This is a genomic window from Mesorhizobium sp. (assembly GCF_017306585.1).
GTDB lineage: Bacteria > Pseudomonadota > Alphaproteobacteria > Rhizobiales > Rhizobiaceae > Mesorhizobium.
Window position 1 is genome coordinate 1 of the sequence record NZ_JAFKIC010000123.1, and the last position, 24,054, is coordinate 24,054.

A 24,054-nucleotide genomic window follows, 5' to 3' on the forward strand; every position below is an offset into this window, starting at 1 on the left:
AGGACGGGCTGGCGCTGGCGACGACTTTCCATCTGCGCCAGGCTGACGAGACCACTGTCGAAGGGATCGGCTGGCTGATCGGGCCACGTCAGGGCGGGCTCGGCCACCTCAAGGCGCTCGCCTTCAAACCGCTGTTCGACATAGCCCTGCAGCAGGACCGCAAGGTGCTGAAATCGGCGAGCGACAATGCCCGTCACCCACCCCATGCGATGCCGGCGATCGGCCCATTGGATTTCCTGCGCCGCGACATCGCGGCCATCATGGCGGGCGACATGCCGCCGGCCGCGGCAACGCCGCGTATGCATCAGATCGAGCTTTGAAGCGGCCCATTCCATTCGATATCGCGGGTCGAGGCCGCCTGCAGGCTGATGCGCTGGCGCAGCGCCGTGCCGGCGATCTCCGCGAGCGCGCGCCATTGTGCCCGCTTGGGCTCGGGATCACCAGGCCAATCCAGGAGTTCATCGGCATCGTGCATCGCCTGGCGAAAATGCCCGATCCCGCCTGAAAGCACGGCCGACGGCAGACCATACACCCACATGGCCAGCCGCACCGTCTGCGGCCTGTCGAGGTCGGGCCTGACCTCAGCGCCGTCCAACAATGCGGCAACGAACGGCTCCGGATCACGGAAGAAGTGCAGACCGCTGACGGCACGGGGATTGCATTCGAGCGGCAGCACGGTGCCGTCCTCTTCCCGCATCAGGTCGAAGGAGATCTGCCCGGTCCAGCCGGTGCCTGCGACGAAGGCCTGGACGAAATGACGGGCCGCGGCATCCTCGACCCGCTCGAACCATATGCCGGCCCCCTTTCCTGCCCGATAACGCGAGCGGTAGAGCGCCAGCGCCTCGAGCTTGCCGTCGTGCGCCAGCGCATAGGCGCTGATTTCATCGCCGGCGATGAAGCGTTGCGCCACCCAGGGCACTGCCGCCGACGGGCTGATTGCATCAAGCGCGGCGGGAGACGGACGCAGCAGCACATGGCTGGCGAACCGCGACCAAACCGGCTTGAACACCAGTTCGCGCGCGCGGCTACGCACAGTCGCGACATCATCGGCGGACTCCAGCAGTGTCGTTTCCGGCACCGCGAGACCAAGAGCTTGCGCCAGCCGGATAAAAGCGTGCTTGTCGTGAACCCGCGTCAGCAATTCCATGTCGGGAGCGAAGAGACGAGCCGGCATGGTTCGGTCGCGCCATGCCTGGCCGAGGTAAAAAATCTCCTCGCAGGTCGGGATCACCAATTGAATGCCCCCGGCGCGGATCAGGTCCTGTACCGCTTGAGCGTAAGCTTGCGGGGCAAAGCGCGGCGGCGGCAAGCGGTGATAGGAGGCGCAGGCGATGCTCGCGGCGGCAAGCGGGTGGGCCGGAGTGTCGGCCAGGATCACGCGCAGACCGGCACCGTGGAGCAGCCGCGCAAGATGCAACGCCACCGGCGCCCGGGCACCCGTGACGAGCACCGCTGGGGCGCGCATCAGATCACGGCTGCGGGCTTCGGCCGACCCAAGGCTCAGTCCAGACCGCGTTTGCCGCGCTTGAGCCGGGCGGCGCCGGAGCGCGCCTCCAGTGCCTTGTCGACCTGGCGCTTCAGTTCATCCTTGATATCGGCTGTCTCGCTCATCAGCGCGTCTATCTTCATGAAATCGAGCACACGGTATTTCGACACTGCCGGCCGGACCAGGATATCGGGCTGGCACTGCTTCAGCTTGTTGGCGATGATCGACTGCATCATCAATTGCGTGGCGCCGAACATCAGGTCGACGGACGTCGGCTGCTTGCGATCGGCCTCTTCCGGCGCGCCGACCACGTCGACGCCGATGATGATGTCGGCGTCCTTCTCGATCAAATCGAACGGCACGGGATTGTAGATGCCGCCATCGATCAACAGCCTGCCGTCGCGCGTCACCGGGCGGAACACGGCGGGAATGGCGGCCGAGGCCGCAAGCGCGGAGTGCAGGTCGCCATCGGCGAAGACCGCGAGCTTGTGCCCGAAATAATCCGTCGCCGTCACCTTCAGCGGGATTTTCAATTCGGCGAAGGTTTCGGGAATAGCCTCCGGCAAGAAGGCCTTGAGGATACGCTCTACATTGAACTGGCTGACCCGGATGCCGTTCTGCATGGCTTCCGCGATCGTGCCCGGCCGCGCCCGCCACATGCGGCTCGCCACTTCGGCGCGGCGGCCGAGGATCGACCGGGCATAGTCGTGGATATCCTTGCCGGTCATGCCCGAAGCCATGCCGGCGCCCATGATGGCGCCGATCGACGAGCCGGCAATCGCCACCGGCCGAATGCCCAGTTCGTCCAGGGCCTCGATGACATGGATATGCGCCAGACCTCTCGCGCCGCCGCCGCCAAAAGCTATGCCGAAGGTGGGGCTCATCCCTTGCCTGCCGCGGCCAGCGGGGGTCCGACAACCATGATGGTCGGTTCGGCCGAAAGCAGTTTCCTCGCCACCGCCTTCACCTGGTCGATCGTCACCGCATTGATGTAGCCGGCGCGGCGCTGCATGTAATCGACACCGAGATCGTCGAGCTGCAATTCGACCAGCGTGGCCGCGATGGAACTCGATGAGTCCAGATTGTTGATGGCGTAGGCGCCGATCAGGTATTTCTTGGTCGCCGCCATTTCCGCTTCGGTCGGGCCGTCCTCGGCCAGGCGCTTGACCACGTCGCGCACAATGGCAAGCGTCTCGCCGGCGCGGTCCGAGCGCGTCCCGGTGGCGACGATCAAGGCATTGGCATGGTCCTGGTTGATCAGCGAGGAATTGACGCTGTAGGCCAGCCCGCGCTTTTCGCGCACTTCCTCAAACAGGCGCGAGGTGAAGGTGCCGCCGCCGAGTATCTCGTTCATCAGCACCGCGGGGAAGAAATCCGGCGACTTGCGCTTCACGCCAGGCCAGGCGAGCTGAAGCGAGGTCTGCGGCAGGTCGTAGTTCACCTCGACATGCTGCGCCAGCTTCGGCTCGACGTCGGCGACGGACACGAGCGTCTGCTTCGCAGGCAGGTCGCCGAACACCATGTCCAGCTTCTTCTTCAACGTTTCGGCATCGATGGCGCCGACCACCGCGACATGCAGGCCACCGCGCGCGAACACGTCCTTGTGCAAGGCCCTGAGATCGGCTTGCGTGATGGCGGCGATGCTCTGCCTGGTGCCTTGATCGTTGCGCGAATAGGGATGATCGCCGTAGATAGCGCGTGCCCACCGGTTCTGCGCGATCGTATCAGGATCGTTTTCCCCGGCAATGATACCGGACAGGATCTGCGCGCGGATGCGGTCGATCGGCGCCTGGTCGAAGCGCGGCTCGTTGACCGCGAGCCGCAAGAGGTCGAAGGCGTCGTCGCGCTGTTCGGCCAGCATGCGCATCGAACCATAGATGCCGTCGCGGGTCTCGTCGAAACTCATCTCGGCGCCGGCGTCGTCCAGCTTGATCTGGAAGGCGTCCGAATCGAGCGGGCCGGCCCCTTCGTCGAACAGGCCGGTCATCAGATTGGCGAGGCCTTCCTTGCCCGGCGGATCCTGTGTCGAACCGCCGCCGAAGACGAAGCGGACGGCGATGATCGGCACCGAATAATCCTCGACCAGCCAGGCGGAAACGCCCTTCGGCGAGGTGACTTCCTGGATCTCCATGGCGCGGGCGGCGAGTACCGGCAAAAGCAGGAAGAAAAGAGCAAAGCAGAGCGTGGCGCAGGCCCGATAGACCTTTCCTTCTTCCTTCTCGGTCGAGGGAATGACGCTCAAGCGTTCGAGAACCAGGCTCATCGTCAATTCCCCGCCTGTTGCTGCGGCAGCAGATAACCAGTCGTCGATCGGGAAAGCACCAGGTACTTCGCTGCAACTGCCTTGACCTCGTCGGCAGTCACTTTGCGCACACGGTCCGGCCATTGCTCGATGTCCTGGACCGTGCCGCCGGTCGCAAGCTCGGCGCCATAGATGTTGGCCATCGAATCCTGCTTGTCACGGGCAAAGATCATCGACCTGACATAGCGATCCTTGGCCTTGTCCAACTCATCGTCGGTGACGCCATCCTTGGCGATGCGAGCCACCTCGGCGTCGACCGCCGCCTCGACATCGGCCAACTTTGCATCACCCCGCGGTGTGCCGTAGACGGTGAAGTTGGTATCGTCGAGCATGGTGCCCTGGAAATAGGCGCCGGAAGCGGAAGCAATGCCCTGTCTGACTACCAGTTCCTGGTAAAGCCGGCTGCGATTGCCACCGCCAAGTATCTCGGCCAGCAGGTCGAGCGCCTCGGCCTCCCCCGGCTTGGCGGTGTGATAGGACGGCACCACCCACTGCGTGGAGAAGCTCGGCACGCTGACGCGAGCATCCGAGAGCGTGACGGTGCGTTTCGTGTTCTGCTCCGGCTCCACGGGTCGTACGCGCGGCGGCAGATCAGGCCCGCGAGCAACCTTACCGAACGTCTTCTCGGCGAGCGCCCTGACCGTCTCTGGCTCGACATCGCCGGCCACGATCAGCACGGCATTGTTGGGCCGGTAGTATTTGTCATAGAAGGCGACGGCATCGGTGCGGTTGAGCTGCTCCATCTCCTGCATCCAGCCGATGACCGGAATGCGGTAAGGCTGGTTCTGCCAAAGCGTCGCGCTGACCTCCTCGTCCAGCACGGCCTGTGGATTGTTGTCGATACGCGAGCGACGCTCCTCCAGGATGACGTCGCGCTCGGTCTTGATGACATCGTCGGTGAGGATGAGGTTGCGCATGCGGTCGGCCTCGAAACTCATCATCAGTTCGAGAGCCGATGGCGCCACTGTCTCGTGGAAGGCAGTGTAGTCATACGAGGTGAAGGCGTTGTTGGAGCCGCCAATATCGGAGACGGCGCGATCGAACTCGCCTGCGGCGTGATTGGTCGTCGCCTTGAACATCAGATGTTCGAAGAAATGGGCGATGCCGGATTTACCGGGCGGCTCATCGGCGCTGCCGATCTTGTACCACACCATATGGGTGACGATCGGCGCGCGATGATCGGGAATGACGACCACTTCCATGCCGTTGTCGAGCAGAAAATCGGTCACCTTGAACTCGGACGGCGCGGCGGCCGCCGGAACCGCGCTTTCAGCCAAAGCGGAATTGTTAACAAAGACTGTCAGCGAGGTCGCCAGCAGTGCCGTCCGCAGCCATTCAGTCCTGGATGTCATCAATGGCTCCGGTTCCGCGATATGGCACGACGATAGGCAAGGTGCCGGCGACAAGCAAAGTGAATCGTTGCTCATGTTGCCGGCAAAGGCGGCGGCAAAGAGGCACCGGGGAGCGGCCTACAGGGTGGCCTCGATGAAGCGGATGACAGTTTCCCCGTAATTACGCTCGTCGAGCACCGCGAAGCCGGAGCCAGGTTCGAAGGCAACCGCCGCCGTTTCCTCCACCACGCACAGCGCACCGGGACGCAGCCAGCCGCCGGCCCTGGCCGACTGCAGGGCGCGCTCGCCAAGGCCCTTGCCATAGGGCGGGTCGGCGAAGACGAGGCCGAACGGCGCCAACGTGCCTGCCTCGCCAAGCGCGGTTGCGTCGCGGCGGAATATCTTCGTGCGCCCGGTCAGGCCGAAGGCCTCGACATTGTCGCGGATCAGACCACGGCCTTCCGCCGATTCCTCGATGAAGACCCCGTAGGAGGCGCCGCGCGACAGGGCTTCCAGACCAAGCGCTCCAGTGCCCGCGAAAAGGTCGAGCACGCGTGCGCCGTCCAGTTGCCCGCCGAAGCGATGCGCCAGCACGTTGAAAACCGCCTCGCGGGTGCGGTCGGTCGTTGGACGGATGGCGCTGCCGCGTGGCGTCGCCAATGGGCGCCCGCGAAACTCGCCACCAACGATTCTCATGTCAGCCCGGGCCTCATCTCGTCCTGGGGCCTTTCGGGCCGCGCGGGCGATCCGCGCCGCCAGCTCCGTCCGGGCGCTCGCCGCGCGGCTTGCCGAACGGCTTTGCACCGCCCGGTTTGCCATAGGCCGGCTTGAACGAGGCCTTGCGCGCCTTGGCCTCCGCCGCCTTGGCGGCATCGGCCTCCGCCCTGCCCTTGCCGATCGGCCGGGCGCCGGGCGCCATCCAGACATTGGCCTTGCGCTGGCCGGGCGGCTCGATCGGCCGCTGCTCACGCTCGGCTTTCTTGCCGCCGAAACCAGCGCGCGGCTTGTCGCCAAAACCGCCGCGTGGCTTGTCGCCAAAACCACCGCGTTCCGGCCTCGGACCGCGTTCGCCAAAACTCTTCTCGGGTCGCGCGCCCCTGTCGGGGCTTGTCGAGAGCTTGCCCAGCGCCTCGTCGCGGCTGCCTTCCCTACGCTTGCGGTTCTTGATAAGGCCGCCCTCGCCGACCGGCCGGTGGTCGCCCTCGCGCATAACCCTCGACCGCTCAGCTTCTTCCTTGCGCGGTTCGGTACGCCGCACCGGCTTGTTGGAGAACGGCTTTGTTATCTCGGCATCGAAATTGGCGCCGGATTCCTCGACCAGACGCTCACCAAGCTGGTCGCGCAGCACGCGGCCCTTGATCTCCAGCACATGGCCCTCGGGAAGATCCTCGAGCTGGAACGGGCCATAGGAAATGCGGATCAGCCGCGTCACGTCGAGGCCAAGTGCGCCAAGGATGTTCTTGACCTCGCGGTTCTTGCCTTGGCGAAGGCCGATCGTCAGCCAGGCGTTGGTGCCTTGCTCGCGGTCGAGGCTGGCCTCGATGGCGCCGTAGAAGACACCATCGACGGCAATGCCCTCGCGCAGGCCGGCAAGCGCGCTTTCCTCGACCTTGCCGTGAACGCGGACCCGATAGCGACGCAGCCAGCCGGTGGCCGGCAGTTCGAGCACGCGCGACAGGCCGCCATCGTTGGTGAGCAGCAGCAAGCCTTCGGTGTTGATGTCCAGCCGGCCGATGGTCATCAGCCGCGGCAACTCCGCCGGCAACACGTCGAAGACCGTCTTGCGGCCTTCGGGATCCCGGTTGGTGGTCACGACGCCGGCCGGCTTGTGGAACAAAAACAGCCGCGTGCGTTCGATCTTGGGGATTTCCATGCCGTCGAGATGGATGATGTCGTCGGGCATGACATTGAAGGCGGGCGAAGCCAGGACCTTGCCATTGATCTTGACGCGGCCGGCCGCGATCAGGTCCTCGGCGTCGCGGCGCGAGGCAAGGCCGGCGCGGGCAAGGCGCTTGGCGATGCGCTCGCCGGCCTCCTCTGTCGCTTCGGCCGGACGCGGACGCGGCTTGAAGCTACCCGATCCGCCCTGGGGACGATCACCGAAATCACGCTTGGGACGATCGCTGAAGTCGCGCTTCGGGCGATCGGCGAAGTCACGCTTCGGACGGTCATTGAAATCGCGCTTCGGGCGCTCGAACCGCTTTTCACCGCCTTCGACGGCTGCAGCGGCCGGACGATCGCCACGTGGCGCATAGGGCTTGCGCGGCCCTTCGCGCTTCTCATAAGGCCTACGCTCGCCATCCGCCGGCATCGGACGATCGCCACGCGGCGCGTATGGTTTGCGCGGCCCCTCGCGCTTTTCATAGGGTTTGCGTTCGCCCTCTGCCGTCATCGGCCGCTCGCCACGCGGCGCGTAAGGCTTGCGCGGACCTTCGCGCTTCTCGTAGGGTTTGCCCTCGGGACGCGGCCCCCTGCTGAAGGGCTTGTCGCCGCCCTTGAAATCACGCTTTGGCCGGTCGCCTTCCGCGGCCATTGGCTTGCTGCCACGCGGTGCGTACGGTTTTTTGGCGCCGAAGGATGGCTTGCCGGCCCTGTCGCCCCGCGGAGCCGCGGGCTTCTTGCCCGGTCCTTTTTGGCGAGGAGATTTCTTGTCGTTGTCGTCCATGTGGCCTTTGTCCATTTGCGCTGCTACAGCGTGGCGCATCCTTTCGGGCGCGCAACGAACGCTGTAGCATTTTTGATTTGGCGCATGATCATTTCCGAAAATCGAGTCCGATTTTCGAGGTTATGCGCTCAATAACAGGATCGCCGCCGGGTGGCGAGGAGATAATCGGAATGGAAAGCGCGTGAAGCGGCCGGATTTCATGGCTCTGGCGCTGAAGGAAGCCGAAGCGGCGGCCCTGCGCGGCGAGGTGCCGGTCGGCGCCGTTATCGCCAGGGGCGATACGGTCATTGCCAGCGCCGGCAACCGCACGCGCGAACTTGCCGACCCGACCGCGCATGCCGAGATGCTGGCGATTCGCCAAGCCTGCGGCAAAATTTCGAGCGAGCGGCTTACAGGCCACGATCTCTACGTAACGCTGGAGCCTTGCGCCATGTGCGCCGGCGCCATCTCCTTCGCCAGACTGCGTCGGCTTTATTTCGGCGCGGCGGATGAAAAGGGCGGCGCGGTGATCAATGGCGTGCGCTTCTTCGCCTCGCCCACCTGCCACCATACGCCAGATGTCTATGCGGGTATGGCCGAGACCGAAGCGGCCATCATTCTCAGAGATTTTTTCAGGGGGCGGCGCGAAAGCTGATCGCGCCGTTCACGGACTAGAGGCCGAGCCAGTCGAACCAGCCGCCGCTCTTCTTGCCTTCGGCCTGCGCCTTGATACGGCGTTCCTTCTTGTATTCGTCTTCGCCGAGTTCGTTCTGCGGCGCGGTGTCGGATGCGACACGGTAGGCCAATGGCGGCTCGCTCAGATATTTGCGCGTGTTCGGATCGCCCTGCTTGCTGTCGGCAAGGCGGCGCTGGATTTCAGCCGCTCGACCTTTGTCTGAATCGGCGGGAGACCATGCCGGCGGGTGGCTCGAGCCGGACTCTTCCATCGCCTTCTTGACGGCAGCCGGATCCGTCTGCACGTCGTCGACGATCTCTGCCTGATAATTCGGGTCATTCTGGTGGGCGGTGGCCTCGGCACGCAGGCGGGCGCGGCGCTGTTCGGGTGATTCGGGCCATTCGGCGCTCGCCGTTTCGATGCTTTCCTGCGGAGCCGGCAAAGCATCTTTCTGACCGGGCGCCGGCTTCACCAGGGTCGGCCGGGGCTTGTAGTCGATTCTTTCCTTCTGCTTGGGCGTGATGGACAAGGCACCCGTCAAATCGCCGGCGAGCTGTTCGCCAGCGGTCTTGTCGGTGCCATAGGTCGGAGAGCCCATGCAGCCGGCCAGAGCAAGGCCCGATGCGAAAAGCGGCGCCAGCAGCGCAAGGCGCGCTTTGTGTCTCTCGGTCATGCCAAAACGTCCCACTCTAGACAGCCTCTCGATCGTCACCGGTCCAGTGTCCGGTCCCCATCGTCTAAGCACTTGCGACGGAATTCCGGCGACAATTTGTCTTCCGGAGTCTCGCGTCTTTACCTCAACCACTCGTTAAGGGCAACGCGCGGGCGGATTTGCGCCGCCCGGCGTGATATTTGTGCACCGATAAGCCACGGCCGTCAAAGCCGGCCAAGCGCTTTCAACTCGTGCAGTACGGCGGCGTCGCGGGCGGAGACATCGGGAAAGGCGGGATCCTGCCCGACATCGGCCGTGTAGCGCCAGGAACGCGCGCATTTGACCAGGCCGCGATCCTCGGCCTTCTCGACCACCACCGCGACGCCCTTCACATCATCGAGCGTGAAGGCGCCTTCCGGTGCGTGGCCATGGGCAATGACGAGATCGCTGGTGATCGCCATCTCGGCCATGTCGATATCCGAGATCGCGCTCCCGAGCGTCGCATCGTTGATCGTGACAACCGGGACGGCCTCGAGCGAGGAACCGATCACCTTCTGGGCACGTGCGATCTCGAGCGCGCCGGTGACGACGCGGCGCACCTGCCTGACCTTGCGCCACTTCTCCGCCAGCGCCTCGTTCTTCCAGTCCGCCGGGATTTGCAGGAACTGGTCGAGATGCAGCGACACCGCATCGGGATGACGGTCGAGCCATGCCTCTTCCATGGTGAACGGCAGCATCGGCGCCAGCCATTTCACCAGGCAGTCGAAGAGATGGCGCACCACCTGCACCGATGCCTTGCGTTTCACGCTCGACGGCGCGTCGCAATAGAGGGCGTCCTTGCGAATGTCGAAATAGAAGGCTGACAGTTCCACGACCATGAAGTCGATGAGCGCGCGGGTAATACGCTTGAATTCGAAGGCGTCGTAGCCCTGCCGTACCACCTCGTCGAGCTCGGCCAGCCGATGCAGCATCAGCCGCTCCAGCTCCGGCATCTCGCTCACCGGCACCTCCGCGCCATCGTCATGGGCGAGCGTGCCCAGCATCCAGCGAATGGTGTTGCGCAGCTTGCGGTAGGCGTCGATGTTGGTCTGCAGCACGTTCTTGCCGAGCCGCTGGTCTTCCCAGTAATCCGTTGTCACCACCCAGAGCCGCAGGATGTCGGCGCCGGACTGTTTGATCACATCCTGCGGCACCACAGTGTTGCCGAGCGATTTCGACATCTTGCGCCCGTCCTCATCCATGGTGAAGCCATGGGTGACGACAGTGTCGTAGGGCGCCCTGCCCCTGGTGCCGCAGCTTTCGAGCAACGAGGAGTGGAACCAGCCGCGATGCTGGTCGGAACCTTCGAGATAAACATCGGCCGGCCATTTCAGATCCGGGCGGTCCTCCAGCGTAAAGACATGGGTCGAGCCGGAATCAAACCAGACGTCGAGGATGTCGGTCACCTGCTTCCATCTGGACGCGTCGTGATTGCCCAGGAACCGCTCCTTGGCGCCGGCGGCGAACCAGGCGTCGGCGCCCTCCTGCTTGAAAGCGTCCATGATGCGCTGGTTGACGGCCTCGTCCTTCAGCACATTGCCATCCTCGTCGGCGAAGACGGCGATCGGCACGCCCCAGGCTCGCTGGCGCGACAACACCCAGTCCGGGCGCTCCTCGATCATGGCGCGGATGCGGTTCTGGCCGGCCGACGGCACGAAGCGTGTATCGTCGATGGCTTTCAAAGCGCGGCTGCGCAGCGTCGTGCCGTCGCCGAGATCCTTGTCCATGTAGACGAACCATTGCGGCGTGTTGCGGAAGATGACCGGCTTCTTCGAACGCCAGGAATGCGGGTAGCTATGCTTCAGCCGGCCACGCGCGAAGAGAGCGTTGCGCTTGATCAACTCGTCGATAACGGACTGGTTGGCATTGCCTTTCTTGCCGTTGTCGTCGATCACGCGCGCCGGCCCGCCGTCACGGTCGGGACCGAAGCCGGGCGCATCCTTCGTGAAGAAACCGGCGTCATCGACGGTAAACGGAATGACGGTATCGATGCCACGTTCGCGCAGGCCCGGGGCCGCGTCCATCCAGGCATCGAAATCCTCCCGGCCATGGCTGGGGGCGGTGTGGACGAACCCGGTACCGGCATCGTCGGTGACGTGATCGCCGGCAATCATCGGCACGGGGAATTCATAGCCGCCGCCGAGGCCCTTGAAGGGGTGCGAAAGCACAAGATTTGCAAGCTGTTCGGCGCTGATGCCATGAAGGCGCTTCATGGTGATCTTGGCCTTCGCCTGGCTGTCCTCGGCCAGGGCGTCGGCGAAAATCAGCTTCTCCCCCGGCTGCGGACCAAACGCGTTCTCGGCCGCCGTAACCTCGTAGAGGCCATAGGCGACACGTGGCGAATAGCTGACGGCGCGGTTGCCCGGGATCGTCCATGGCGTCGTCGTCCAGATCACGACATGGGCATCCAGCAGATTCAGCGACCGCCCGCTGAGGTCCGGATTGAGCTCCGCCGGTTGCCCGTCGACGACACTGGCGACGACGAGGTTGGCCACCGGGAACTTCACCCAGATCGTGTCGGACTCGTAGTCCTGGTACTCGATCTCGGCCTCGGCGAGCGCCGTGCGCTCGACCACGCTCCACATCACCGGCTTGGAACCGCGATAGAGCTGGCCCGACATGGCGAATTTCAGCAGTTCGCCTGCGATGCGCGACTCGGCGTGGAAAGCCATCGTCGTATAGGGGTTCTTGAAGTCGCCGATGACGCCGAGGCGCTGGAACTCACCACCTTGCACGGTGATCCAGTGGGAGGCGAACTCGCGGCATTCCTTGCGGAATTCGTTGACCGGCACCTCGTCCTTGTTCTTGCCCTTGGCGCGATACTGTTCCTCGATCTTCCATTCGATCGGAAGGCCATGGCAGTCCCAGCCAGGCACGTAGTTCGAGTCATAGCCGCGCATCTGGAACGAGCGGGTGATGACGTCCTTGAGTATCTTGTTCAGCGCGTGCCCGATATGGATATTGCCGTTGGCGTAAGGCGGGCCGTCATGCAGCACGTATTTCGGCCGGCCGGCCGCGCTCTCGCGCAGCTTGCGATAAAGATCCATGTCCTGCCAGCGCTTGACCAGCACCGGCTCCTTCTCGGGCAGGCCCGCGCGCATCGGGAAATCCGTCTGCGGCAGGTAGAGCGTCTTGGAATAGTCGATCGTTGAGTGATTGTCGTCGGTCATTGGTCTGCCATGTGCATGCCGGGCCACGAGGCTTGCGGCGTGAAATTCTACTTCATACGCATGCCGTTTTCCCAAAACCGGGCCAATCCGGGCGACATGCCTTGATGATCTGGAAAAGCGCGAGAGGCCGCGCGCAAGATTCCCGGCGGCTCCGGCAGCCTTCAGGCCGCCAGGAACACCGGGCTGGTAATTCGTATCGCGACCGCGAATGCGCTGGTGAAATGCGTCATCCCCGGGCTTTTAGCCGATGCGGAGGCAGGAATAAAGCGCGGAATTGAGGCCTGCCGCGCTTTGGGAATAGCTACATCTTGAAGTCGAAGCGGTAGGTGGTCGACACGCCGACCATGAACTGGTTGCGGTCGCCGCGCTCCCTGACCAGGCTGGAATCGGCCGCCGGCCCCTGAAGGCGCGAATACTCGCCGAACAGGCTGGCCGTCATCGGGTCCGTCACCTTCCAGGTTATCGCGCCGCCCAGGCCGACGGATTTCAGGCCGCCGCCGGGATTGTACTGGCTCAGGCCCGAGGCCACTGCTTCCTGCGCGTTGACGCCGTAATAGGCATCGAAATAGTTGGCCGAAGCAAAAGATACACGCGGGCCGCCCGAAATCCTGACGGTCGGCGTTACGTCGTAGAAGGCATCGACGGCGATATCGGCAACAAAGCCGTTATGGGCGCGGATGCCATGCCGCAACTCGGCGCGCGCGCGCATCCAGTCGGTCGGATAGAATTCGAAGAAGCCGCCGACCTCGCCGCCCCAGCGAACCGGGTCGAGGCCCTTGAGCTCGTCGTCGCTGCTGCGCGAAAACAGGAACTTGCCCGTCAAGCCCGCGCGAACCCCGCCATCGTCGACAAGCGCCAGCGAGATATTGTCGTTGCGCGAGGTGAAGCGTGCCTCCGGACCGGCCTTGCCCAGCGAGATTATAGGCTGGGCACTCAGCATGTACTTCTTCGCGCCCTCGAAATCGGGAGCCACGAGGCCAGTGGCGCCGACCGTCAGGTACCAGTCGCCGGAGAGCCAGCCGAAGGGGCCGTCGCCAGCCCTGGCAATGCCTGGCGCGGCCAATGTGGAGATGGCCAAGGCTACAGAAATCTTCCAGACCGGACTCATGGCCACTCCACGAACACAATACGACTGCCCCCATGCGACAGCTTTGACGGGGCTTTGGTAAAATTTGATTTAAGAGCGAGATATCCGGCCCGCCTTGCCTGCATCTCCCCTGCGCTGGACGCGGGCCGGCACCAGAGCTAACGTCATTGCATTGCGGCGGTCCTCGATGGAGGTAATGACATGACCCTGCACGGCGATACACTGAAGAACGCGATCGGCCAGACGAGAGACAAGTGGGGATGGTTTGTCGGCCTGGGCGTGCTGCTGCTGATTCTCGGCGGCATCGCCTTCGGCAATCTGTTCATAGCCACGGTCGCCTCCGTCTATGTCGTTGGATGGCTGATGCTGGTGGCCGGCATCATCGAAATCATGCATGCTTTCGGCGTCAAGACCTGGGGCCGGTTCTTCTACTGGCTGCTCAGCGGACTGCTTTACGCGGTCGCCGGGTTTTTCGCCTTCGACAATCCCCTGCTGGCCTCGGCGGTGCTGACGTTCCTGCTGGCCGTTGCACTCGTTGCGTCCGGCGCGCTGCGGGCCTGGGTCGGCTACAGTCATCGTCCGGAGCGCGGGTGGGGTTGGATCGTCGCCGCGGGTCTCATCAGTGTGCTCGCGGGGCTGGTCATCGCCATGGGCTGGCCTGTCAACAGCCTGTGGGTGCTCGGACTGTTCCTGGCGATCGACCTGATCTTCCAGGGCTGGACCTTCATCGCAGTGGGTCTTGCGCTGAAAAACTAGACCAATTCCCGGCAAAGCGCGCAGCGGTTTGCCTGCGCAACTGCCGGAAAACGGGCCTCAGAACGCAATGGCCGCGTCGAGCTGCGAAAGCGGCCTGACGCCGGCAAGCAGCGCGCGGGCCTCTTCCTCGTCGCGTTTCATCTGCACGATCAGCGCATCGAGCCCGTCGAACTTGATCTCGCTGCGCAGGAAGCCGAAGAATGACACCTCGCAGATCTGGCCATAGAGATCGCCGGAAAAATCGAAGACGAAGGTTTCCAGGAGCGGCGCGCCATTGTCGTCCACCGTCGGGCGACGGCCGAAACTGGCGACGCCATCGTGCAAGGTGCCGTCGGCGCGCCTGAAACGAACGGCATAAATGCCTTCCTTGAGCCCTGCTTCTAGGGGAAGTTTCATGTTCGCGGTCGGAAAGCCCAGCGTTCGGCCCAACTGTTGACCACCCACGACCTCGCTTTCCACCGTGAAGCGATAGCCGAGCAGCCCGGCGGCCTCGGCCACCTCCCCGTCGCAGAGCAGGTTTCGGATCCGGCTCGACGAAATCACCTCGGCGCCCTCGTCGCGAAAAGCGTCGACAAGCGTGACTCCGAAGCCGTGACGCTCGCCAGCCGCCATCAGGTAGGCCGGCCCACCCTGGCGATCCTTGCCGAAATGGAAATCGAACCCGGTCACGGCGTGGGTGATGCCGAGCGTTCTTTCCAGCACCTCGGTGACGAAAGCTTCCGCCGACAGCGAGGCGAAGTCCCGCGTGAACGGCTGCTCGACGAGCGCGGCAAAGCCCAGCAGCGACAGAAGCCGCGCCTTCATCGGCGGCGGCGTCAGCACGAACAGCGGCAAATCTGGCCTGAAGACCTTTCGCGGATGCGGTTCGAAGGTCAGCACCAGCGCCGGCACGCCTCGCCGCAAGGCCTCCGCCAACGCCCGTTCCAGCACGGCCTGATGGCCACGATGGACGCCGTCGAAATTGCCGATCGCGACCACGCCGCCACGCAGATCGGCAGGTAGCGGCGCGGTCGCCGAAAGATGATGGAAAGCTGCCATCGCCACCTACTGCAGTCTGGCTATGACGGCGACTGGCCGGTAGCCGTGCCGTTCCAGGAAGAGCCCGAGCCTCGCCGGATCGGGCCGTGATGCATCGCCATAGTCGCGGGCATGGATGCCGCCGGAGACGTAGAGGACATCGAAGCCATTGTCAGCGGCCCCCTTCACATCGGTCATCATGCCATCTCCGATGGCCAGTACTTGGGAACGCTCAACCCGGCGCCCGAGCGTCTCGGCGACCTCCCTCATGGCGAGATCGTAGATCGGCGCATAGGGCTTTCCGGCGATCAGGGTGCGACCGCCGAGCTGGGCATAGTCCCGCGCCAGGGCGCCGGCGCACCAGATAATGCGTTCGCCCCGCTCGACCATGATATCGGGATTCGCGCAGATGAACGGCAGGTTCCTGGCGCGCAGCCGCCGCAGCAGATCCGTATAATCTTCCGGCTTTTCGGCCTCGTCATCGAACAGGCCGGTGCAAACGACGCCGGCGGCCTCGAATTCCTCGACCAGTTCGACATCGAGGCCATCATAAAGGGTCAAATCGCGGTCGGCTCCGATATGGAAGACCTTGCGAGGACCTTCCGCGATCAGATCGCGGGTCACATCGCCCGAGGTCACAACCCGATCGTAGGCTGCCGGCGGAACGCCGATCACGCTCATCTGGGCCACGACATCGGCGCTGCGGCGGGGTGAATTGGTTATGAGAACAACAGGAATGCCGGCTGCCCTCGCCGCCGCCAGCGCGGCCGCCGCGGCTGGAAAATGCCATTCGCCATTGTGGACCACGCCCCAGACGTCGCACAGAATTGCCGAGTAGGCTTTCGACACGTCCTGGAGCGAGCCGACGATTTCAGGCGAACCCGCCATGCCGTTTCCTTCACTATGATCGTTGCAAGAGCCGCGGCCGACGCTCCGTCGCGGCCGGTTCGAATTAACCGAACCGGCCCATGCTGTCACCAGCTTTTGCCCGCCTGCCAACCGGAGGCCGGCATCGGGGCCGTCCGCTGGCACAATCGCGTTATCGTTTCAGAGGTAAAAAACGAGACCAACGGGCATTTGGTTAACGAGCTTTGAACAGGCAGCCCGACCTTGGATATATTCCGGCAACCTGAAATTTAACGATTTATGACACGGTCGTCACCGATATTTGATCTTTCGGGGGCGGTTCGAGGCAATGATCCGGAAATTCGGAAGCGACAGGCGTGGCAATTACGCGCTGATGATGGTTCTCGCCATGGTGCCGCTGATGGGTGGCCTGGCGATCGGCGTCGACTATACGGAAATGGTGCGTCAGCGGCAGAACGCGCTCAATGCGCTGGATGCCGCCGGCATTGCCACCGCCCAGCAGATCGTTGCCGGCGCCAGCGACACCGAAGCCAAGACCTATGCCAAGAATTTCTTCGAAGCCAACCTTGCGCATATCGACCCCGCCAACACCACGCTGACCGTAACGCTGCCCAACAACAATACGGGCGGCGGAACATTGAAGCTCTGCGGAACCCTGACCTATGTGCCCTACTTCCAGCCGGCGGCGAGGATATTGCTGGGAGGCACTCCCGGCGCCGCCAACATAGCCTTCGACACGTGCTCCGAGGTCCGGCTGAAGAACACTCTGGAAGTGTCGCTCGTGCTCGACAATTCAGGCTCGATGACGGAGACCGGCAAGGGCTCGAACAAGGTCCGGTTCGACCTGCTCAAGAGCGCCGCTAAGCAGCTCGTTGACCAGTTGGCCGGCGAAGCCCAGCAGATGCGGCAGATCAGCAACCCGGTCCAGTTCAGCCTTGTCCCCTTCGCCGCCTCGGTGAATGTCGGTGCAGGCAATGCGTCGGCGGCATGGATGGATACGACCGGCATCTCGCCGATCCACCATGAGAATTTCGACTGGACAACGATGAGTTCGTCCTACTCCTCGACCAAATACGCCGAGAAGACGAATGGCGTCTGGTATGCGAAAGGCACTGGTTGGGATGCCACCCAGAAGGACAAGCCGCTGACGCGTTTCTCGATCTACAACCAGATGCAGCGCGTCGTGACCGAAAGCTCGACGAACACGACATGTACCGGTAGCGGCCGCAACAAGGTCTGCACGACCACGACGACACCGGCGACCTATGGCAGCGTCGCGGCCTGGGGTGGATGCGTCGAGTCCCGTCCTTATCCCTATAATATCCAGGATACACCAGCGACCACCGGCAACCCGGCCACCTTGTTCGTGCCGATGTTCGCGCCTGACGAGACCGACAACACGGACACGTCCTCAAGGCTGCCGGCGAACAACAATTGGGGCGCCGACGGTTCGAGCGGCACCGATGCCGAACGCCAGCGCTACATGCCGAAGTACTTTACCGTGGGCACCAGTGTGACGCCCGCCTACGGCATGAACGCCGGGCCGAACACGAGCTGCAGCACGACCCCGATCACACCGCTCACCGATGTCTCCACCACGGCTGGAGCCAATTCCGTGAAGGCTGCGATCGACGCCATGAACGCCAGCGGCGCCACCAATGTGCCGGAAGGCATGGCCTGGGGCTGGCGAACGCTCTCCAGCGGCGCTCCCTTCACCGACGGCAGGCCGGAGACCGAAAGAGGCAATGACAAGGTTCTGATCGTCCTGACCGACGGCGCCAACACGTACTACACGCCGACGTCGGTAACGGCGCAGACCTATTCCGGAACCAACTGGGCTTCCGGCGGCAACGACCTGGCAGGCGCAAAGGCCATCTACTCGGCCCTGGGCTATGTCAAACCCTACAACAACACCTATAGCTATGGCCGCATGTTCCTCGGCACCAGCAGCAGCATCAGCAAGACCGATTATTCGAACGCCAACTATACCAAGGCGATGAACGAGCATTTCGCCACGCTCTGCGACAATGCCAAGACCGCCGGCGTGATCGTCATGACCATCGCACTCGATCTCGACTCGAAGAACACGGCCGAGAAGGCGCAGATGGACGCGCTGAAGGCCTGCTCGTCGGACTCCCGTTTCAGCAAGGATCCAACCGATCCGAGCAAGCCGATGAAACTGTTCTGGAATTCGACCGGAGCCACACTCTCCAACGACTTCAAGGCGATCGGCAACGAGCTGTCCAACCTGCGTATTGTCAGTTGACCCTATCGATCCGCCGGCATAAACGCCCCGCCTCGGCGGGGCGTTTCGTTTTGACCGGTATCGGGAAAACCTCGAATTGGTTAGCGGTCGGTGAAGCGCCAACCAAGCAATAGAGCGGTTTCTCAAACCCGTCCTTCAGCGTTTTGTGGGATGCTGGCACCATTGAGACTTCGCCGGCGGGGGCCGCTGCAAGACATGCATGAAATCTGGCGTCAGTTCGGCCGCGACAGGCGCGGCAACTATGCTCTTATGACGGTCGTGGCGATGCTGCCCTTGATGGGCGGCGTCGCGATCGCGGTCGATTTCACGGAGATGAACCGCCAGAAGCAGACGGTCTCGCACGCACTCGACGCCGCCAACTTCGCTACGGCGCGACGGCTGACGGAAGGCGCGACCGACGATCAGCTGAAAGCCTATGCGCTCGACTTTTTCAACGCCAACCTGAACGACATCGACCCCGCCAGCACGACGCTCAGCGTCGCCCTGCCTAGCAACACCACGGGCGGCGGCCTGCTCACCATGACCGCCCAGCTCAACTACAAGCCCTATTTCTATCCTGCCTTCGCCCAGCTTGTCGGCAAATCGGCGGACGATGCGAACAAAAGGCTCAGCTTCAATGTCACCTCGCAGGTGCGGCTGAAGAACACGCTGGAAGTTGCCCTGGTGCTCGACAATTCCGGATCCATGACCACTGCTGGCACGGGCTCGCGGCAGCAGCGCATCGATCTTCTCAAGACCGCCGCCAAACAGCTTGTCGACACGCTCGCCCAGCAGGCGGCGATGATCAAGCAGATCGACAGGCCGGTACAGTTCGGTCTCGTGCCCTTTGCCGCTTCGGTCAATGTCGGGCCAGCCAACGGCAACGCCTCCTGGATGGACACCGAGGGCCTGTCGCCGGTGTCGAACGAGAATTTCGACTGGTCGACGCTCAACGCCGCCAACAAATACGCCCAGCAGACCAACGGCATCTGGTACAAGCGCGGCACTGGCTGGGGCAGCGAGGAAGGCCAGATGCTGACCCGCTTTTCGCTTTACCGCGACATGAAGGTCGTCACCAGCCATGAGCGCGTCAAAAGCAGCAAGCGCGTGGTTTGCGACGAATACAATTCGAACAGCACCTGCAAACGCAGCCACGACGAATATGACTACATTGATTCCTATGGTCCCTTCGCCAGTTGGCAGGGCTGTGTCGAAGCCCGCCCCTACCCCTACAATGTCAACGACGCACCGCCCTCGGGAGGATCGGCGAACACAGGGATAGGGGTTGGTGATCCTGCTACGATGTTCGTGCCGATGTTTGCTCCCGACGAGCCCGGCAATCATTGGAAATTGACACAGGACCCGAACGAGGCGGCGCCAGTGACCTATGGCGCCGTCAACAGCTGGTGGAACGATGATCCATCGAGCAGAGCCGGCCAGTCGAGGCTGCGCAACATGGCCAAGTATTTCCAGCCGAGGCCGATCGATGCGCCTGCGCTGGCCGCCGGCAATGGTCCCAACTACAGTTGCACCACCAATCCGATCACGCCGCTGACCGATGTCAGCACTGCCGCCGGGCTCACCTCGATCAAGGCCGCGATCGACCTGATGCAGCCCAATGGCGGCACCAATGTCCCCGAGGGCATGGCCTGGGGCTGGAAAGTGGTGTCGAGCGGCGAGCCGTTCACCCAGGGGCGCCCGGAAACAGAGAGGGGCAACGACAAGGTGGTGATCGTGCTGACCGACGGCGCCAACACCTATTACACACCTTCCTCGCTGAACTATTCCGACCCTGCGGATTCGAAATCGACCTACGCGTCCTACGGCTATCTCAATCCCGGCTACAACGGCACCTCGGTCGGCCGCATGTTCATGGGCACCTCAAGCGCCGTCGGTCAGTTCGACTATTCGAACGGAAACTACACCAACGCGCTCAACGAACAGATGGCAACGCTCTGCAACAACGCCAAAGCAGCCAACATCATGGTGATGACGGTGGCGCTCGACCTGTCAGCCACCAAGCCCGCCGACAAGCTGGCGATCGACGCGCTGAAATCCTGCTCGTCGGACTCACGCTTCCGCAAGGATCCGGCGGATCAGAGCAAGCCGGCGAAACTGTTCTGGAACGCGACCGGCGCCAGCCTGTCGAACGATTTCAAGGAAATCGGTAACGAGCTGTCGAACCTGCGCGTGGTCGGCTAGCCTTTCTGGCGCAACGATCCGAGTCGCCAAGCCCTTGCCGCCGCGCCTGTGAACGGGCACATATCGGGGCGCCTGCGGGTGGCGCATTCCCGCGCACAGGAAGACGAACAATGCCTGAGGCCGCCAATCATCTCGCCTTCGCGCTGGTCTGCCTCGGCATGGTGCTGACGCCGGGCCCGAACATGATCTACCTGATCTCGCGCTCGCTGTCGCAAGGACCGAAGGCTGGCCTTATCTCGCTGTGTGGGGTGGCCGTCGGTTTTCTTTTCTATGTTGTGTCGGCCGCGTTCGGCATCACCGCACTGTTGCTGGCCGTGCCCTATGCCTACGATGCGCTGCGCTTTGCTGGCGTGCTCTACCTTCTGTGGCTGGCCTGGCAAGCGGTGAAGCCCGGCGGACGCTCGCCGTTTCAGGTGCGCGATCTGCCGAAGGACAGGCCGCGCAAACTGTTCGCCATGGGATTGATGACCAATCTGCTCAACCCGAAAGTGGCGGTGCTCTATCTATCGCTGCTGCCGCAGTTCATCACCATCGGCAAGGGCCATGTCCTGTCGCAGCTGCTGGTGCTGGGCGCCACGCAGATTTCGATCAGCCTCACCGTCAACGCGATCATCGCGGTGACGGCCGGCTCGATCGCCACCTTCCTCGCCGGGCGGCCCTTGTGGCTGGTCATCCAGCGCTGGATGATGGGAACGGTGCTGACGGCGCTCGCGGTGAAGATGGCGACCGACGCGCAACGCTGAGAACTCCTCGAGGTATCACCCTTCAGCCTACATCGGGCGGCGTGGCGGCCGGATCTGGGCCGGCTCGACCATCTTGCGGTAGAGATGCCAGGTGGCATGGCCAAGGATAGGCATGACAATCGCCAGTCCGGCAAAGAGCGGGATCGAGCCGATGACCAGAAGCACGGCGACCAGCAGGCCCCACAGCGCCATCTGCAGCGGATTTGCCATCACAGCGCGCACCGAGGTCTCGATTGCCGAAACCGCCCCCACATCGCGGTCAAGCAGCAGCGGAAAAGCAATCACCGTGGTGGCGAGCACGACCACGGCGAAGATGAAGCCGGCGGCATTGCCGGCAAGGATCAGCATCCAGCCTTTGCCGGTCGTCAGCACGTCACGAACAAATGCACCGATCGAGGCCGGCGGCTGGTCACCGAACAGGCCGGTGTAGATCGATTGCGCGGTGAACAGCCACAAAAGGAAAAGCGCGAACAACATGATGCCGATGACCGCTATCGACGGTAAGGCCGGCGAACGGCGCACATCGAGCGCATGGCGCCAATCCGTGTTCATGCCAAGCTCGCGCCGGCGGCTGATTTCGTAAAGGCCGATCGCGGCAAAAGGACCGATGAGGGCAAAGCCCGACATCAAGGGATAGACAAGCTGGATGGCATTGGAGCCCGATGTCCACTGCGTCAGGATCAGCCCGACGACCGGATAGATCAGACACAGGAACACGTAATGCGAGGGCTTCGCCCAGAAATCCTCGGCGCCGAGCCTGAGCGCATCCCAGAGGTCCGCCGTGGTGATGCGGCGCACGGTGGGCTGCACGTGCATCCCATAGGCGTCCGCCATGACATGAAAGCCGGCCATAACCTTCCTCCCGTTTGTCGGGGGGCGGTCACCGCCATGATGGCCGCCCGCAGCTGCCATTAGTAGATGTGGCAGCATAGCCGATTTGCCAGGGCTTGTCGCCAGATCGCTGGCCCTGGGCACACCCTCACGGGATTGTCATCGGGTAGCGGCCGGGCCGATGAACGCTATAGCGGTGCGTTGAACACCGCCTCGATATGATGACCGTCCGGATCGACGACGAAGGCGGCATAGTAGTGCGGACCATAGTGAGCGCGTAGCCCTGGCGCGCCGTTATCCCTGCCTCCATGAGCGAGCGCTGCGGCGTGAAATCGCGCAACGCTTTCGCGATCTGGAGCCGCGAAGGCCAGATGAAAACCGGGACCAGGCGGACGGTTGCCTTTATGGGAATGTTTTATCGCCAACTTGTCGCCACCGCCGGCAACCCCATAGCCCACGGCCTGATCGTCCTCGCCGGGCCTGAGGTCATCCCAGACACGCACATATCCAATGGGCGCCAGAACGGCGTCATAGAAGGCGGCTGAGCGCTCGATGTCCGACGCGCCAAGGGAGATGTGGTGAAGCATATCGACAGGAACTCCCCTTCTTCCAGGCGCAACGCGCCGATCGAATCTGACCCGTGCACGCTATTTTTGCCGCGTTGCCCGGCAAAAGCCATGATCCCCGCTATGTCAGACAGCATGATGCTGACCGATACCGACAATCGCCCGCCGGCGATGAACAGGCGCGCTTTACTCAAGATAGCAGGCGTTGCCGCCCTGGCCGGGCTGGCGGCCTGCAGCACAGTTTCCGTCCCCACGGGCGAAGGCGCCGGCGCTTCCTCCTCCGCTACGGCCACCCTGTCCAGTCTGCGCGCCGCAGCAGGGCGCGGACCCCTCGTTCCCGACGCCCAGCTCGAACAGGCGGCCTTGCAGCAGGCCGGCTACATGGCACAGCGCGAGCGCATGAGCCACACGACCGGCTGGGGCAAGGACTTCGCCTCGCGTATGAAGGACAACGGCGTGCGCGGCGCGGCGGCAGAGAACATCGCCGAGGGCCGTTTCGACCAGAAAAAACTGTTCGATATCTGGATGAATTCGCAGGGCCACCGGCGCAACATCCTCGATCCGGACTTCAGCCGCTTCGGGCTGGCCTATGTCCGCGACGGCAAGGATCCCAGCCTGCGCTACTGGGCACTGGTGCTCGGCCGGTAGCCACAGGACGGCACTCGACGCTCGGCTTATCGAGACAGATAATCGACACCCAAAAAAATGCAAATTATCGCATATATTTCAAAAGCTTATACGCGTGCAAATTTGCACCTTAAGCAGCTTTCTGGTAATCTCTGAGGGCAACTGCCTCGCCTCCAACTGCCAAAGGCGGTGGCCAGGAAACCTCTGGTTTGAGAGCCCGATGACTGCTCAGTCCCCGGAACGTATCATTCTCGACGGTCGCCCTCGTGAACTTTACGCTCAACCGCTTTACAGACTCATCAAGCATTTCCGGATCGACCTCGGTTGTCCCGATTATTACAGCACGGATAACTACCGAGGCTACATTGGAACATGGGAAATTCGTGATCGTCATCTCCGCCTAGTGCAGTTGTCGTGGAATGGGCAAGAGGAAATCCCGATGCCTGACGGGATAGCTGCCCGCGTGTTCCGAGCGGCCGGCTGCACCGGTTTCCCGGTCAACGCACATTGGTTCACCGGCAGCATCCGAATTCCGATCGGCAGGCAACTAGTCTACAGTCACCAAGGCTGGTCGCATTGGTTTGAGCGGGAACGTATCATTCACTTTCGATCAGGCGAGATCACCCGAGACCGCGAGGTGAACACGCATGCCATGCTCGAACGATGGTTGCGACAATACGAGCCTGCCTCGGATCGATTCGCTCCGTCCAGATCAAATTCGTTGGGACCTTTAATATGGTTCGACGATGCTGAGGATTCGACGACGGACTGGTGGCCGCCTGGATATCCGCAATCACCAGAATAGCCGGCCAC

At 63.1% G+C, this 24,054-nt stretch carries 20 protein-coding genes and 1 pseudogene; 8 read left to right on the forward strand and 13 right to left on the reverse strand.

Annotation, left to right across the window (positions count from 1 at the left end):
* Window positions 1-320 (forward strand): annotated as a pseudogene (locus tag J0I79_RS10580) ((2Fe-2S)-binding protein); the annotation flags it as partial.
* Here the strand turns inward: J0I79_RS10580 and J0I79_RS10585 are convergent.
* The 6 genes from J0I79_RS10585 to J0I79_RS10610 all read right to left on the reverse strand — a co-directional run bounded on the left by J0I79_RS10585 (window position 305) and on the right by J0I79_RS10610 (window position 7,784).
* Complete coding sequence (locus tag J0I79_RS10585; RefSeq protein WP_292857334.1) at window positions 305-1,465, reverse strand: hypothetical protein; 1,161 nt, start codon at window positions 1,463-1,465, stop codon at window positions 305-307. The pseudogene J0I79_RS10580 and the gene J0I79_RS10585 overlap by 16 nt on opposite strands.
* A gap of 35 nt (window positions 1,466-1,500) precedes the next feature.
* Window positions 1,501-2,370, reverse strand: coding sequence for a patatin-like phospholipase family protein (locus J0I79_RS10590; RefSeq protein ID WP_292857337.1), 870 nt, complete (start codon window positions 2,368-2,370; stop codon window positions 1,501-1,503).
* A complete protein-coding gene (locus J0I79_RS10595; protein WP_292857340.1) occupies window positions 2,367-3,749 on the reverse strand; it encodes a pitrilysin family protein in 1,383 nt (460 codons plus the stop codon). The genes J0I79_RS10590 and J0I79_RS10595 overlap by 4 nt, the downstream gene beginning before the upstream one ends.
* A 2-nt stretch (window positions 3,750-3,751) precedes the next feature.
* Window positions 3,752-5,140: a pitrilysin family protein gene (locus J0I79_RS10600; protein WP_292857343.1), complete on the reverse strand. Its 1,389-nt coding sequence runs from the start codon at window positions 5,138-5,140 to the stop codon at window positions 3,752-3,754.
* Between the two features lie 117 nt (window positions 5,141-5,257).
* Entirely contained in the window at window positions 5,258-5,815 is a 558-nt protein-coding gene (gene rsmD / locus J0I79_RS10605; RefSeq protein ID WP_292857346.1) for a 16S rRNA (guanine(966)-N(2))-methyltransferase RsmD, read from the reverse strand.
* A gap of 13 nt (window positions 5,816-5,828) precedes the next feature.
* Window positions 5,829-7,784: a pseudouridine synthase gene (locus tag J0I79_RS10610; RefSeq protein ID WP_292857349.1), complete on the reverse strand. Its 1,956-nt coding sequence runs from the start codon at window positions 7,782-7,784 to the stop codon at window positions 5,829-5,831.
* Between the two features lie 181 nt (window positions 7,785-7,965).
* Between J0I79_RS10610 and J0I79_RS10615 the strand changes: the two genes are divergently transcribed.
* Entirely contained in the window at window positions 7,966-8,418 is a 453-nt protein-coding gene (locus J0I79_RS10615; protein WP_292857352.1) for a nucleoside deaminase, read from the forward strand.
* A gap of 16 nt (window positions 8,419-8,434) precedes the next feature.
* Here J0I79_RS10615 and J0I79_RS10620 read toward each other — a convergent pair whose 3' ends face one another.
* From J0I79_RS10620 to J0I79_RS10630, 3 genes are all read right to left on the reverse strand, one after another.
* Entirely contained in the window at window positions 8,435-9,112 is a 678-nt protein-coding gene (locus tag J0I79_RS10620; protein WP_292857355.1) for a hypothetical protein, read from the reverse strand.
* Window positions 9,113-9,315: 203 nt separating this feature from the next.
* Window positions 9,316-12,300, reverse strand: a complete 2,985-nt coding sequence (ileS, locus tag J0I79_RS10625; protein WP_292857358.1) for an isoleucine--tRNA ligase — start codon at window positions 12,298-12,300, stop codon at window positions 9,316-9,318.
* 301 nt (window positions 12,301-12,601) lie between these two features.
* Window positions 12,602-13,408, reverse strand: coding sequence for a MipA/OmpV family protein (locus J0I79_RS10630; RefSeq protein ID WP_292857361.1), 807 nt, complete (start codon window positions 13,406-13,408; stop codon window positions 12,602-12,604).
* A gap of 180 nt (window positions 13,409-13,588) precedes the next feature.
* Between J0I79_RS10630 and J0I79_RS10635 the strand changes: the two genes are divergently transcribed.
* Complete coding sequence (locus J0I79_RS10635; protein ID WP_292857364.1) at window positions 13,589-14,143, forward strand: HdeD family acid-resistance protein; 555 nt, start codon at window positions 13,589-13,591, stop codon at window positions 14,141-14,143.
* 57 nt (window positions 14,144-14,200) lie between these two features.
* Here the strand turns inward: J0I79_RS10635 and J0I79_RS10640 are convergent, their stop codons facing one another.
* Window positions 14,201-15,181, reverse strand: coding sequence for a bifunctional riboflavin kinase/FAD synthetase (locus tag J0I79_RS10640; RefSeq protein WP_292857367.1), 981 nt, complete (start codon window positions 15,179-15,181; stop codon window positions 14,201-14,203).
* A gap of 6 nt (window positions 15,182-15,187) precedes the next feature.
* A complete protein-coding gene (locus J0I79_RS10645; RefSeq protein WP_292857370.1) occupies window positions 15,188-16,048 on the reverse strand; it encodes a TIGR01459 family HAD-type hydrolase in 861 nt (286 codons plus the stop codon).
* A 307-nt stretch (window positions 16,049-16,355) separates the two neighbouring features.
* Between J0I79_RS10645 and J0I79_RS10650 the strand changes: the two genes are divergently transcribed.
* The 3 genes from J0I79_RS10650 (at window position 16,356) to J0I79_RS10660 (ending at window position 21,217) form a co-directional block, all read left to right on the forward strand.
* The gene (locus J0I79_RS10650) at window positions 16,356-18,293 is read left to right on the forward strand and encodes a pilus assembly protein (protein WP_292857373.1); all 1,938 of its coding nucleotides are present in this window, start codon (window positions 16,356-16,358) and stop codon (window positions 18,291-18,293) included.
* A gap of 195 nt (window positions 18,294-18,488) precedes the next feature.
* Window positions 18,489-20,474 carry a TadE/TadG family type IV pilus assembly protein gene (locus tag J0I79_RS10655; protein WP_292857376.1) on the forward strand — a complete coding sequence of 662 codons (1,986 nt, stop codon included), beginning with the start codon at window positions 18,489-18,491 and terminating at the stop codon, window positions 20,472-20,474.
* A 110-nt stretch (window positions 20,475-20,584) separates the two neighbouring features.
* The gene (locus J0I79_RS10660; protein WP_292857379.1) at window positions 20,585-21,217 is read left to right on the forward strand and encodes a LysE family translocator; all 633 of its coding nucleotides are present in this window, start codon (window positions 20,585-20,587) and stop codon (window positions 21,215-21,217) included.
* 27 nt (window positions 21,218-21,244) lie between these two features.
* On the opposite strand, the gene J0I79_RS10665 is transcribed toward J0I79_RS10660, so the two are convergent.
* Together J0I79_RS10665 and J0I79_RS10670 are read right to left on the reverse strand one after the other, a co-directional pair.
* Window positions 21,245-22,069, reverse strand: coding sequence for a DUF2189 domain-containing protein (locus tag J0I79_RS10665; protein ID WP_292857382.1), 825 nt, complete (start codon window positions 22,067-22,069; stop codon window positions 21,245-21,247).
* A gap of 167 nt (window positions 22,070-22,236) precedes the next feature.
* Entirely contained in the window at window positions 22,237-22,635 is a 399-nt protein-coding gene (locus J0I79_RS10670; protein WP_292857385.1) for a VOC family protein, read from the reverse strand.
* A gap of 114 nt (window positions 22,636-22,749) precedes the next feature.
* Between J0I79_RS10670 and J0I79_RS10675 the strand changes: the two genes are divergently transcribed.
* Entirely contained in the window at window positions 22,750-23,262 is a 513-nt protein-coding gene (locus J0I79_RS10675) for a CAP domain-containing protein (RefSeq protein WP_292857506.1), read from the forward strand.
* Between the two features lie 199 nt (window positions 23,263-23,461).
* Window positions 23,462-24,046 (forward strand): hypothetical protein, encoded by a 585-nt coding sequence (locus tag J0I79_RS10680; RefSeq protein ID WP_292857389.1) that lies wholly within the window; start codon window positions 23,462-23,464, stop codon window positions 24,044-24,046.
* Window positions 24,047-24,054 lie beyond the last annotated feature (8 nt).

Coding starts and splice junctions, on each gene's coding strand:
- J0I79_RS10585 (WP_292857334.1), bottom strand. CDS start 1,465: ATGCGCGCCCCAGCGGTGCTCGTCACGGGTGCCCGGGCGCCGGTGGCG.
- J0I79_RS10590 (WP_292857337.1), bottom strand. CDS start 2,370: ATGAGCCCCACCTTCGGCATAGCTTTTGGCGGCGGCGGCGCGAGAGGT.
- J0I79_RS10595 (WP_292857340.1), bottom strand. CDS start 3,749: ATGAGCCTGGTTCTCGAACGCTTGAGCGTCATTCCCTCGACCGAGAAG.
- J0I79_RS10600 (WP_292857343.1), bottom strand. CDS start 5,140: ATGACATCCAGGACTGAATGGCTGCGGACGGCACTGCTGGCGACCTCG.
- rsmD (WP_292857346.1), bottom strand. CDS start 5,815: ATGAGAATCGTTGGTGGCGAGTTTCGCGGGCGCCCATTGGCGACGCCA.
- J0I79_RS10610 (WP_292857349.1), bottom strand. CDS start 7,784: ATGGACGACAACGACAAGAAATCTCCTCGCCAAAAAGGACCGGGCAAG.
- J0I79_RS10620 (WP_292857355.1), bottom strand. CDS start 9,112: ATGACCGAGAGACACAAAGCGCGCCTTGCGCTGCTGGCGCCGCTTTTC.
- ileS (WP_292857358.1), bottom strand. CDS start 12,300: ATGACCGACGACAATCACTCAACGATCGACTATTCCAAGACGCTCTAC.
- J0I79_RS10630 (WP_292857361.1), bottom strand. CDS start 13,408: ATGAGTCCGGTCTGGAAGATTTCTGTAGCCTTGGCCATCTCCACATTG.
- J0I79_RS10635 (WP_292857364.1), top strand. CDS start 13,589: ATGACCCTGCACGGCGATACACTGAAGAACGCGATCGGCCAGACGAGA.
- J0I79_RS10640 (WP_292857367.1), bottom strand. CDS start 15,181: ATGGCAGCTTTCCATCATCTTTCGGCGACCGCGCCGCTACCTGCCGAT.
- J0I79_RS10645 (WP_292857370.1), bottom strand. CDS start 16,048: ATGGCGGGTTCGCCTGAAATCGTCGGCTCGCTCCAGGACGTGTCGAAA.
- J0I79_RS10650 (WP_292857373.1), top strand. CDS start 16,356: ATGATCCGGAAATTCGGAAGCGACAGGCGTGGCAATTACGCGCTGATG.
- J0I79_RS10655 (WP_292857376.1), top strand. CDS start 18,489: ATGCATGAAATCTGGCGTCAGTTCGGCCGCGACAGGCGCGGCAACTAT.
- J0I79_RS10660 (WP_292857379.1), top strand. CDS start 20,585: ATGCCTGAGGCCGCCAATCATCTCGCCTTCGCGCTGGTCTGCCTCGGC.
- J0I79_RS10665 (WP_292857382.1), bottom strand. CDS start 22,069: ATGGCCGGCTTTCATGTCATGGCGGACGCCTATGGGATGCACGTGCAG.
- J0I79_RS10670 (WP_292857385.1), bottom strand. CDS start 22,635: ATGCTTCACCACATCTCCCTTGGCGCGTCGGACATCGAGCGCTCAGCC.
- J0I79_RS10675 (WP_292857506.1), top strand. CDS start 22,750: ATGATGCTGACCGATACCGACAATCGCCCGCCGGCGATGAACAGGCGC.
- J0I79_RS10680 (WP_292857389.1), top strand. CDS start 23,462: ATGACTGCTCAGTCCCCGGAACGTATCATTCTCGACGGTCGCCCTCGT.